General features: G+C 41.6%; 10 protein-coding genes. All 10 read left to right on the forward strand.

Going from position 1 to position 12,284, the window contains the following annotated elements:
* The 10 genes from HMPREF2574_RS03375 (at window position 1) to HMPREF2574_RS03420 (ending at window position 12,078) form a co-directional block, all read left to right on the forward strand.
* The gene (locus HMPREF2574_RS03375) at window positions 1-327 is read left to right on the forward strand and encodes a hypothetical protein (RefSeq protein WP_024052961.1); all 327 of its coding nucleotides are present in this window, start codon (window positions 1-3) and stop codon (window positions 325-327) included.
* 1 nt (window position 328) lies between these two features.
* Complete coding sequence (locus HMPREF2574_RS03380) at window positions 329-898, forward strand: major tail protein (protein WP_024418890.1); 570 nt, start codon at window positions 329-331, stop codon at window positions 896-898.
* A gap of 11 nt (window positions 899-909) precedes the next feature.
* Complete coding sequence (locus HMPREF2574_RS03385; RefSeq protein ID WP_003054982.1) at window positions 910-1,329, forward strand: hypothetical protein; 420 nt, start codon at window positions 910-912, stop codon at window positions 1,327-1,329.
* 182 nt (window positions 1,330-1,511) lie between these two features.
* Window positions 1,512-4,370 carry a TMP repeat protein gene (locus HMPREF2574_RS03390; protein ID WP_024052963.1) on the forward strand — a complete coding sequence of 953 codons (2,859 nt, stop codon included), beginning with the start codon at window positions 1,512-1,514 and terminating at the stop codon, window positions 4,368-4,370.
* A complete protein-coding gene (locus HMPREF2574_RS03395; protein ID WP_024052964.1) occupies window positions 4,367-5,089 on the forward strand; it encodes a hypothetical protein in 723 nt (240 codons plus the stop codon). The genes HMPREF2574_RS03390 and HMPREF2574_RS03395 overlap by 4 nt, the downstream gene beginning before the upstream one ends.
* Window positions 5,089-9,636 (forward strand): phage tail spike protein, encoded by a 4,548-nt coding sequence (locus HMPREF2574_RS10825; protein WP_024052965.1) that lies wholly within the window; start codon window positions 5,089-5,091, stop codon window positions 9,634-9,636. Before HMPREF2574_RS03395 ends, HMPREF2574_RS10825 begins: the two co-directional genes overlap by 1 nt.
* 12 nt (window positions 9,637-9,648) lie before the next feature.
* Window positions 9,649-9,855, forward strand: a complete 207-nt coding sequence (locus HMPREF2574_RS03405) for a hypothetical protein (protein ID WP_002943561.1) — start codon at window positions 9,649-9,651, stop codon at window positions 9,853-9,855.
* A gap of 5 nt (window positions 9,856-9,860) precedes the next feature.
* Window positions 9,861-10,229: a hypothetical protein gene (locus HMPREF2574_RS03410; protein ID WP_024052966.1), complete on the forward strand. Its 369-nt coding sequence runs from the start codon at window positions 9,861-9,863 to the stop codon at window positions 10,227-10,229.
* Entirely contained in the window at window positions 10,207-10,602 is a 396-nt protein-coding gene (locus HMPREF2574_RS03415) for a phage holin family protein (protein WP_042754177.1), read from the forward strand. Before HMPREF2574_RS03410 ends, HMPREF2574_RS03415 begins: the two co-directional genes overlap by 23 nt.
* Before the next feature lie 6 nt (window positions 10,603-10,608).
* The gene (locus HMPREF2574_RS03420) at window positions 10,609-12,078 is read left to right on the forward strand and encodes a LysM peptidoglycan-binding domain-containing protein (protein WP_060794289.1); all 1,470 of its coding nucleotides are present in this window, start codon (window positions 10,609-10,611) and stop codon (window positions 12,076-12,078) included.
* Window positions 12,079-12,284: the final 206 nt, after the last annotated feature.

Consider the following 12,284-nt stretch of genomic DNA (forward strand, 5'->3'; position numbering starts at 1 on the left):
ATGTTACTGAGCGAAATGTACTCCATTCTCAAAGAATTACAGCTCCCACTCGCCTACCATCATTTTGAAGAAGGGAGTCGTCCAAGACCACCGTATCTGGTGTATTTGGTGACTGATTCAGAAAATCATGGTGCAGACAATTGGACCTATCATAAGCAGAATAACCTGCTAGTGGAACTCTATACCACTAAGAAAGATATAGCAACTGAACAAAAGGTGGAGTCATTATTTGACAGCCACCTTATTTACTTTGAAAAAGTAGAGACCTATATCTCATCAGAGAAACTCTACCAAATAACCTATTACATCACATTACATGGAGGATAATATGGCTGAAAAGAATAAGGTCACCTTTGGACTACAAGATGTCCATTGGGCAGAAGTTACAAGCGAAGGTTCTGATGGTACGTTGACATACGGCAATGTAGAACGACTTCGTGGTGCTGCAGAATTAACCCTTGAACCAACTGGCGATAAGGGTTCATATAAGGCAGACAATATCAATTTTTATACAACAGAGTCAAATGATGGCTATGAGGGAACACTAAAAGTTGCCCTTCTAACGCAGGAATTTTTGACTCGAGTCCTCGGAGAGCAGTTGGATGCGACGACAAATACCATTTCAGAAATCGCAAACAGCGAAAAGAAAAATTTTGCGTTGATGTTCCGTTTTGAAGGGGATAAAAAAGAAACATTACACGTTTTGTATTATTGTTACGCATCTCGTCCGACTGTTGGTTCAAAAACCAAGTCTGGTTCAGATATCAATGAGGTAGAGTTGACCTTTACTGCCAGCCCTCGCCCACTTGATAAGGTTGTACGTAGACGTACAACGGAGGAAACGAGCGATGAGATTCGTGAAAACTGGTTCAAGGCAGTTTTTGAACCTCGTAGGTAAGGGAGAAGGCAATGAGAGAAAGTATTACCATAGCAGGCACGACCTACGAGTTAGCAACCAATGCCTATACCCCAATCGCTTATAAAGAGCAGTTTGGCAAGGACTATTTTCAAGATTTATTCTCGATGGTCAATAGTCAAGCAATCTTGGCAAAACTTGACCAATTAGAAGATGGAGAGGAATTACAGGCACATCATATTGATGTTTCTATTCTGTCTGATTTCGATATGACATTTTTCCATCGAATCTTTTGGGTCTTTGCGAAGTCAGCCAATCCACGAGTGAAACCATTTGTGGATTTTTATATGGAGATGGAAGAATTTCCAGTTCAGGAAGTAGCCCCTGTCTTGATGAATATGTTGAACCAAGGGATGTCAACCAGAAAAAAGCAGATGAAACAGAAACAGCGAGTGAAGAAATCTTCACAGTAGAGAGTTATTTCTCCTGTTGTAAGGAGACTGGCCTGACCATTGACGATTTAAAACATATCTCTATTGGGATGGCACTTGACTACCAAACAGACTATGTGGAGATGCGTACTCGAGAAACTTCTCAAACACGCCCAGCAACTCAAGCTGATTTTGATAATTTCTGATGGTAGAAAGGAGGTACTATGGCTGGAAACATAAAGGGAATTACGATTGAAATTGGTGGCGATACTCAACCCTTACAAGATGCCTTAAAGGGTGTAAACAAACAAGCATCTGAAGCTACCAAAGAACTAAGACAAATTGATAAGGCTCTCAAGTTTGATACAGGCAATGTCACCCTCCTTACTCAAAAGCAGGAAATCTTGGCAAAACAAGTCGAGACAACCAAAGAAAAATTGGCAACGCTCCGTCAAGCTCAATCACAGGTGGAAGCTCAATTTAAGGCTGGGGATATTGGGGCAGACCAGTACCGTGCCTTTCAACGTGAGGTGGAAACTACTCAAAGGCTGCTAACGTCCTATGAAACTAAGTTAGCTGATGTGTCATCAACACTTGAGAATCACGGTCGAGCTAGTAGTTCAGCGGCTCAACAATTAGATAAACTCCAAGTGGAGCAGGGGCAGTTAGCAAGTGAGATGAACAAGGTCACGTCTCAATTTGAGTTACAAGAAAGTGCTTTGTCATCCAATAGTTCCGAAGCAGAACGCAATGCCATAGCACAACAAAAGATTGGAGCACAGTCAGAAATTGTTTCTAAACAAATTTCCAATCTCGAAAAGCAACTAGCCCTGACAAAGAGTGAATATGGTGAGAATTCCATTGAAGCCAATAAGATGGAAGCTGAGTTGAACCAAGCAAAGACCGCTCTCAATAACCTGAACAACGAGATGGATGAGACCAAATCCTCTGCCGATGGTGCTCAAGATGGCATGAAAGCCATGTCTGACACCATTCGGGCTGAGGCACTTCAAGCGACCAGTGAGAAGCTAGCAAACATCTCTCAGAAAATCTTCGAAGTCGGAACAGAGTCCATGTCTGCGGCAGCTCAACTTCAAGCCAGCAATGCCCAATTCTCTACCGTATTTGGGGATATGGAGAATGCTGCTAAGGATGCCCTCAATAAGATTGGGGAAGAGATGGACATTGTTCCAGAGCGTCTTCAAGGCTCCTTCACTCAGATGGCTTCCTTTGCCAAAACCTCTGGAATGGATACGGCTCAGGCTTTGGATCTGACCACTCGTGCCACCAGAGCAGCGGCTGATGGGGCAGCATTTTACGACAAATCCATCGAAGAAGTCACCGAAAACCTACAGTCCTTCCTCAAAGGAAACTATGAAAATGACGCAGCTCTAGGTATTTCTGCGACAGAAACCACTCGTAATGCAGCGGCGAACAAGCTCTATGGAAAGTCCTTCAATGAACTATCAGAAGCTCAGAAGCAGTTAACACTTCTCCAAATGGTAGAGGACGGCAATGAACTCTCTGGAGCCTTGGGACAAGCTGCAAGGGAATCAGACGGACTGGAAAACGTTCTGGGAAACTTAAGACAGTCTGGAACTAATGCTCTAGCAGCTATCGGTCAACCGATTCTAGAGATGCTTATTCCAGTCTTTCAAAGTTTGGCAGACATTGTTAGTCAACTAGCGACTTGGTTTACCAACTTATCCAGTCCCATCAAGGAAGTCGTCATTATCTTCACAGGAATTTTAGCTGTGGTAGGGATGTTACTTCCTGTTTTCTTGGGCTTACAGGTTGCGGCAGCCGCTATGGGGACAACCGTAGTTGGAATGATAACGGCATTTTTGCCGATTGTGGGGATTATTGTTGGTATTGTAGCTGCCATTACCTTGCTGATTGTTGGGTTAAAAGAACTCTGGACGAATCACGAAGGCTTTCGAACGGCTGTGACGGAAATCTGGAATAGTATCTTTGCCTTTCTGTCCATGATCAGCCAGCAGATTTCTAGTTTTGTTATGTCCATCTGGGGAACGCTAACCACATGGTGGACTGAAAACCAGCAATTGATTTTAAATGCTGCAACCACGGTATGGAATGCCATCACTACGGTTATTCAAACGGTGATGACTATTCTTGGGCCGCTCATCCAGGCAAGCTGGGAAAATATTAAACTCATCATTACAGCCGCTTGGGAGATGATAAAGATTGTTGTCGAGACTGCTATCAATGTGGTACTTGGTATCATTAAGGCAGTCATGCAGGTTATCACTGGTGATTGGACTGGCGCTTGGGAAACCATCAAACAGGTGTTGTCGATGGCATGGGAGGGCATTAAGTCCCTTATTTCCTTAGCCCTCAATTTCATCGCCCAGTACATCTCAACTGCTTGGACAGGTATCAAGAATACCATCTCAAATTTACTGACAGCTATCAGTTCAGTCGTTTCATCCATTTGGTCAGCAATCCAATCGACCATATCCAGTATTTTATCTAACATCGGCTCAACAGTCTCCAATATTTGGAACGGTATCCGAAACACGGTCTCTAGTGTCTTGAATGGCATTTCAAGCACGGTGTCATCCGTTTGGAATGGTGTCAAGAATACCATTTCAAATGCGATCAATGGAGCGAGAGATGCCGTAAGTAACGCCATCAATGCCATTAAAAATCTTTTTAACTTCCAAATCAGATGGCCGCATATTCCCCTTCCTCATTTTCGAGTATCTGGTTCAGCCAATCCGCTCGATTGGTTGAAGGGCGGTATTCCAAGAATTTCTATAGATTGGTATGCCAAAGGAGGAATTTTAACCAAACCAACCGCATTTGGGGTAAACGGCAATAGCCTAATGGTTGGAGGTGAGGCTGGAAAAGAAGCAGTCTTGCCTTTGAATGATCAAACGTTAGGTGCAATTGGTCGAGGAATCGCAAAGACCATGACAAGCAATCTACCACCCATTCACATTACTATTACAGGTAACACAGTAAGAGAAGAGACTGACCTTCACCGACTAGCGGAGATGGTTGGAGAAAAACTTGTGTATGAATTAGAACGTCAACAAGGATTGAGAGGAGTGAAACCATGATTAGACATAATGCATTAACCATTGGTGGAGTATCCACGTCTAGTTTTCCTTTTAAGGTAATCGTGGAAGATAGTCCTTCAATCAGAGTAAGTGAAAGTAAGACGCAATTGATAGAACACCAAGGCCTGTCAGGAGCGGTTCTTCAAACCAATCCTCGCAGAAGTGTCATGGAACTGAGCTACACCCTCTATCTTGTACAACCTAGTGAAGAACAGTTATTTTCCTTTTTGAAGCTATTTTTGAAAGAAGGATTTTGGCTTGAGAATGCTAGTTTCAAGACCATACGATTTTGGTGTTACAAGGTTTACCATACTCCAGTTCAAAAGGATAAGTTGGGGGTGTATGAACTTAAGGTTACCTTTTCTTGTCACCCAACCAAGTGGTTCAAAACGACGACCTCGCAGGTGTTTAGGACTAGTGGTACTTTGAGAAGTCAAGGTTCAGCCATTGCTTTTCCAAAGATTACCATAAGCGGCAACTCAAGTAGTGAAACTAGCTTTACGATTGGGGATGATGTCATACGCTTGGAGCGATTACAAGAAACACTCATTATGGATAATAATCCTAGTCAGCCAAGTTTTAAGACACAAAGAGGTCAGCCTGTAAAATGGTCTGGCGATTTTATTTCCATTGATGCGGCCAGAAATGACTCGGTTGGAGTTGTCTTAGGTGCTGGCATCACATCATTAACAATAGAAATGAATTGGGGGTGGGCTTAGTGTTATCATTATTGGACAAAACTGTTCGAACGGCAAAATGGCATGGAAAACCACTTCCTGAAACCATTAAGGCAAGTGTCAAGGAAACCTTGAATGGGGATTTTGTTTTGACCTTTACCTATCCAATTACGGATAGTGGTTTGTATCGTGAGCTTAAAGAGGATTATTTGGTTCGAAGTCCAGTACCAGTATTAGGACACCAGTTGTTTCGGATCAAGAAAATTATTGAAGGTGATTCAACTCTAGAAGTGACAGCTTATCATATTTCAGATGATGTCATGACTAGAATTGTTTCTCCTTTTTCTTGTGAACAAGTTGCCTGTGCAACAGCTCTCTCTTCTCTAGTCATGGCGAGCAAGTCTCCTTTGGGTGACTTTTCTTTTACCAGCGATATCGTAAGGAACAGAACCTACACAAGCGATAAGGAACAAACACTTTACTCAGCTTTGCTTGATGGCAAACATTCCATTGTTGGTACTTGGGAGGGAGAGTTGGTTCGGGATAACCTTGCCATTTCCATCAGAACCAACCGAGGTCAAGACCGTGGTGTGGTCATATCGACCCACTACAATTTGAAAAAGTACCAGCGTACCAAGGAAAGTTCTCAGGTCATTACTCGGATTCATGCAACTTCAACCTTCAAAAATGAAGGTCAGAAAGAGGAGACTAATCTAAGAGTAACAGTTGATAGTCCCTTGATTAATTCCTATCCATTTATAAATGAGGTTAGCTATTCGAATAACAATCTAAAAACTCGACAGGAGTTGATCGAGTGGGCTAGTGACAAGTTTCGATTGGAGGGCATTGATAAACCCAAGGATGCCATTGTCATTGAAGCGTTTGAGCTAGATGGTCAAACCGTTCATCTTGGGGACACGGTAACTCTGAAAAGTAAGCTCCATGGAATTGATATGTCAAAGAAAGCCATCGCATATGATTATGATCCGTTGGCTGAGACTTACCGTACCATCACCTTTGATGACAAAGCGAGTGTTGGTTCAAGCAAGTCGGCAGGCAGCTTATCAAATTTGGCAAGTAACCTCATTGAAGGAAATCAACGGAGTGAAGTTGTTTCTATTGAAGTCGCACTTGAGAATGCCAACCGAGCTTTTGAAGCGGAGTTTGATAAACGAAAAGTTGCCATTGATGATGCTATTGAGCAGGCACAGAGTCATGGTGAGGTATATGCGGATAGGATTAAGGCTAGTATTGATTCAGATATTTCTGTCATTAACCAAAAAATGCGGACACATGAAGCGGAGAATAATCGCACGTTTCAGGATATCCTTGCCAAGTCTGGGGCAAACACTAGTCTAGCTAATGAAGCCAAGCTCAAGGCAGAGCAGGCACAGACTGGGGCTTCTCAAGCTCTCAGAAGAGCAGAACAAGCCAAGGTTGATGCCATTCAAGAAGCCAATCGCCTGACGACTATAGAGCGAAATCAAACAGAAACGAAAATAGCAAGTGCCAAAACCCAAGCAATAGCTGAAGCTAGTCGCTTGGTTGACCTTGCTAAATCGCTTTTAACTGGTCAGATTGCGACAGCAACGACAAGTATTAACCAAACTAAAGAGGATATAAAACTCCTTGCAAGTAAGCAATTGGTTGATAGCTTAACAGGTCGAGTGACAAGTGCAGAATCCACCATTCGACAGCAGGGTGAACAGATTTCACAACGTGTAAAATCAAGTGATTTCGACTTTGCCAAACAAAGACTGACAAGTGCAGAAACTCTAATTACTCACTTAGGAAATAGGATTACAACTGAGATAATACAAGTTGAAGGGAAAATCCCAACCGCCTTTGATGGGTTAAACCTCATGACTGGAACAAGAGACTGGAGTGACAAAGGTAATACCTGGCATCACGGTTCTAACTGGCATATTGAGTCAGAGGAGTTCAGAGGCCTTAAAGTTCGATCAACGCAACATGGCTATAATGGTAGTCATCAAAATATAGCTGTTAAAAATGGTGATGTGATTACTTTTAGTTTTTTTGCAAGGGCAAGTCAGCCACTTGAGAATGTAAAATTATCCTCAACATGGACAGGGTCTCCTGTCTATCGAGCACCAGTGGCTCGAGTTGCTGAAAGGGATGAGACAATTGCAGTAACCCAATTTTGGAAACGGTATTCTAAAACAGTTCATGTTTTAAGTGATGGCTCCCTTCAATTTCGGACAGAGTATGGTGGGAGTACTATACCTAATGGAGTACGATTTTTCGTTGCAGGCTTAAAGGTTGCGAAATCATCAGTCGATACAGGGTATTCTGATAATCCTGCGGATACTGTTAGTGAAATTGAATCTGTTCGTACCGTAATAAATCAGACTGCAAATGGTGTTGAGCAGATATCAACAAGATTGACAGAAGCTTCAGGAAAACTCTCGACTGCTGAGACAGCTATTCGTCAACTGGTAAATGATGTTTCTTCTAAAGTTAGCCAGTTAGATTTTAATAATGTGAAAAGGACAGTTGATAGCCACACGACAAGTATTACACAAACCAGTCAGTCTATACTCTTGAAAGCTGACAAGATTTTTGTGGATGGGGTAAAAACCACAGCGGATGCTGCCTTATCAAAAGCCAATACAAATGGGAATCAAATTACGCAAACTAAGGCTGACCTAAAAGTCACTTCTGATGCAGTAAAAACAAAGGTTTCCCAGACAGATTTTAATAATTTAACTGGACGTATGACAAATGCGGAAACATCAATTCGGACACAAGCAGGTCAAATCGAACAACGATTAACTTCAACTCAAGTAGAATCAGCAATATCATCCAAAGGTTATCAAACAAAAGCTCAGGTAGATAGTAATATTGTTGGACGTGGTTATATTACGAATTCTGCTCTTACCCCTTATGCGACAACGACTATTTTGGAAAACAAAGTCAGGGAAACATCAGATAGTTTTAGTCGAATGATTTCAGAGACAAAGACATTGATTCCGAGAGGTGAAGAGAACTTGGTTGAATGGGGAAATCCAACAGATGGCTATACTCCATATCCCAATTCCTCACTTACCACACATACATTTTTCTATAACAATAACAAAAAAATGTACATTATTAGGAACACAAGTTCAACTGCTGAGAAAACTTTTGGATTAAATCGCTTTATGGTTGAGCGAAATACAGATTACACTTTGTATTTTAAAGGTTTTAACAATTCTTCCCTAGTAAGTATGGATGTCTGGTTCTTGAAACGAGTAAAAGGCAGTACTGCTAATTTTGATTCTGCTCAACAATTGATTTCAAACAGAAAGCTTTCAATAGCGAGTGCGGAGGATATAGTTGTTACTTTTAATACAGGAAATTTTGATGAGGGCTATATTCGGTTTGATAATAACAAGTCAACGGTTGAGGGTCACTCAGCCGATTTGTATATTGGTGACATCAGTGTTAAAAAAGGGAAATCGAACAATGCTTGGAGTCCATCTCTTGCGGAGCTTGTAGGAGTTCGTGCTTTTAATGAAGTAAAAAGTACCGTGGATAGTCATGTTCAGACCATCGGTAGTGTGCAAGGTAATCTTTCACAGGTTATTCAAACGGCAAATGGTATTGTCACAAGAGTTGGAAACTTGGAAAGTAGTCGAGCAACTACGACTGCAGTTAATGCTATCCAAACTCAAATGTCCACATTAGCTGGTTCTTGGTCTATTCGAAATTTAACGAGTGCAGGCACAGTTTTGAGTCAACTTAACCTCAATAAGGATGGGTCCGTCAAAATCGATGGAAAACTCGTCCAAATTACAGGCACAACCTATATTCAAGATGGAGTGATTGCGAGCGGTAAGATTGCCAGTCTTGATGCAGGAAAGATTACGACAGGTATTATCTCTGCAGCTCGAATTGGAGCAGAAGCAATCACTGCGGATAAGTTAAAGGTTGACCAAGCTTTCTTTACCAAGTTTATGGCAACAGAAGCCTATCTTAAGCAGTTATTTGCCAAATCAGCCTTTATAACCCAAGTGCAGTCAGTAACCCTATCTGCCAACAAAATTTCTGGTGGAATCTTGTCAGCAATCAACGGAGCTATGAAAATCAATCTATCACTTGGAAACATTAAGTTCTATACCAACTCTCCATCCATTTCTCGTGAGGTTAGTGGATATCCCCACCAATGGGTTTCCTTTGAGACAGGAACGTCAAACGGGAAACCATGTGGTGTAACCATTATCGGTTCCAATCGATGGAATAACTGGAATGCCAATGACGGTGGCTTTGTAGGGATTCGAGCATGGAACGGTACTGATACCGACCAAATTGATGTGGTGGGGGATAAGGTACGTTTAGCTAGTGCTCCATATACCAATCCAGATGGCTGGGAAATTGTAACATTGCCTAACCGATTGAGTATTGATGCCTTTAAAGCTTCTGACCGCCCAAGCTCCATTTTGAATATCGGTGATATCCGCATCTATCGAAATGGGACAACCTATGTCAGCTTGAAAGACGTACTTCATCAATTCAATCACAATTTTAAACACTTAGTAAATATCACAGGTCGAGGTGACGTCATCTTGACATGGGATACGATTAAATAAAGGAGTTCACAGATGAATCTAGAACAAATCAACCAATCACTAAAACTAACTATCCAGGAGCTTGTGACCAAGCTATCTGATGAAATCACCGCTAAGAACCTCATTGCCATCCAATTGGTGGAAAGGGATGAGGAACTTAGCCTATTGCGTAAAGAAAAACAGGAATTGACAGAACTGTTAGAAGTACAGACAAAACCTGAAGAAGGGAAAGGAGAATAGTTATCATGGCATTACTCAATATTGACAAAGTAACAGAACCATTTGATTTGGAGACAGCTCTCGCTTACATGCGTAAGAATGGAGAATTCATTCGTTGTAAGACAGCAGAGCAGGATTTTTACATGTATCTTGAAGAAGTAAGGCGACCTGCCATTAAAAATGGAAAGCGGCAGTTGGTTACAACAGAAACAGTTTGGGCTTTTAATCAGTGGGGCAGTACCACATTAACTCTGAATCTTTCTGATTTATTCCATGATTGTTTTTATCTGATGCGGTTTGATGAGAACGGTCAACCGGATTGGTCAGACCCTGCCATTGTGCAGGAAGGTTCAGTAGAAAGTGAGGTGACTGATGAAGGAACTGTTAACTCTTAATAAGATTTTATTCTCCATGATTGGAGGCTTGATTGGTAGTCTATTTGGGGAGTTGGATGGTATATTATATGCTTTACTTGTCTTCATCATTATTGACTATCTTACTGGAATATTTGCGGCGGTTGTAGAGAAACAATTGTCTAGTAGTATCGGTTTTCGTGGCATCTTTAAAAAGATAGCCATTTTATTTTTAGTTTCACTAGGTCATTTGATTGATACTGCAATCATCCAGCAGGGTGGAACAATTCGAACCATGGTCATTTTCTTTTATCTCAGTAATGAGGGGTTAAGTATCTTAGAAAATACCGTTCGAATTGGTCTACCAATACCTGAGAAACTACAAGCAATTTTAAAACAAATCAACGAGAGGTGAGAAGATATGGGAAAACATCTAGTCATTTGTGGTCATGGGCAAGGGCGAACAGGCTATGATCCTGGAGCAGTGAATGCCAAACTAGGCATCACAGAAGCAGGAAAGGTTCGAGAATTAGCCAAGTTAATGTCTAAGTACAGTGGACAACAGATTGATTTTATTACCGAACAAAATGTTTATGATTATCGGAGTATTACTAGTATTGGTAAAGGTTACGCCTCAATTACTGAATTGCACTTCAATGCCTTTAATGGTAGTGCCAAAGGTACAGAAGTCTTGATTCAATCTTCCTTAGAAGCAGACAAGGAAGATGTGGCTATCCTATCTCTCCTTTCACGTTATTTCCAAAATCGTGGTATTAAGAAGGTAGATTGGCTTTATAATGCTAACCAAGCAGCAAGTCGTGGATATACCTATCGTTTGGTGGAGATTGCCTTCATCGATAATGAACAAGATATGGCGATTTTTGAAAACAAGAAAGAGGACATTGCGAGAGGTCTTGTATCAGCAATAACAGGAGTTGAAGTCAAGACAATAGTTCCCTCGCCCCCCAGTTCAACTGTTGGGAGTTCAGGAACTCCTTCAAAATCAATCTATCTTGTTGGTGATAGTCTTAGGGTGTTGCCTCATGCGACTCATTATCAGACTGGTCAGAAAATCGCCAACTGGGTCAAAGGGCGCACCTACAAAATCCTCCAAGTGAAGAATGTTCACCAGTCCAACAGTAAGAGAGCTTATCTACTTGATGGAATCAAGTCATGGGTGCTAGAGCAGGATGTAGAAGGAACAACCAAAGGCCATAGTGAGCAGACCTATCAAGCACAGAAAGGCGATACGTATTATGGAATCGCTCGGAAGTTTGGTTTAACAGTAGATGCCCTTCTTGTGGTGAATGGTTTGAAGAAGTCGGATATCCTTAAAGTTGGACAAACACTCAAGGTTAACGCTGCTTCAAGGACAACAACTGCTATTCCAACTAGCGTTGCAAGCCGTGTGGTTGCGTCAGCTTTATCCAAGGTCGGTCAAAAGGTGACCGTTCCATCTAACCCTTATGGCGGACAGTGTGTTGCCCTGATAGATAAGATTGTTCAAGAGCTTACGGACAAGAATATGTCCTATACTAATGCCATTGACTGTTTGAAAAAAGCAAAGTCAAATGGATTCCAAGTTATCTACGATGCTTGGGGTGTGAATCCTAAAGCAGGTGATTTCTATGTCATTCAGACGGATGGTTTGGTATATGGACACATTGGTGTCTGTGTGACGGATTCAGATGGAAAAAGTATTGATGGCGTGGAGCAGAATATTGATGGGTATTCTGACCATAATAAGAACGGTATCAATGACCAATTGGAAATTGGTGGCGGTGGGATCACTCGTCGTGTGAAACGTCAATGGATGGCGGATGGCTCACTCTATGATTCTACTGGAACAGTTAAACTCGGTAAAGTTGTTGGTTGGTTTAGAATTTCATAATTTAGTTATAAGCCTGGTGAAACATCAGGCTTTATTTTTTTTGCCTTTTTTTCAATAAGTGCGGAAAAATTACTCCCAAACCTACCTAGTAAGGTAGGAGGAATATTTGTATTCCATGAACTGTGGCATAAATTTATCAGGTCGAAATAGTTGGTCTGATAACTTGACTAATATTCCCTTTAGAGTGATATATAGTGTGCCATTAC

Source organism: Streptococcus sp. HMSC034E12 (assembly GCF_001835915.1).
Classification (GTDB): domain Bacteria; phylum Bacillota; class Bacilli; order Lactobacillales; family Streptococcaceae; genus Streptococcus; species Streptococcus vaginalis.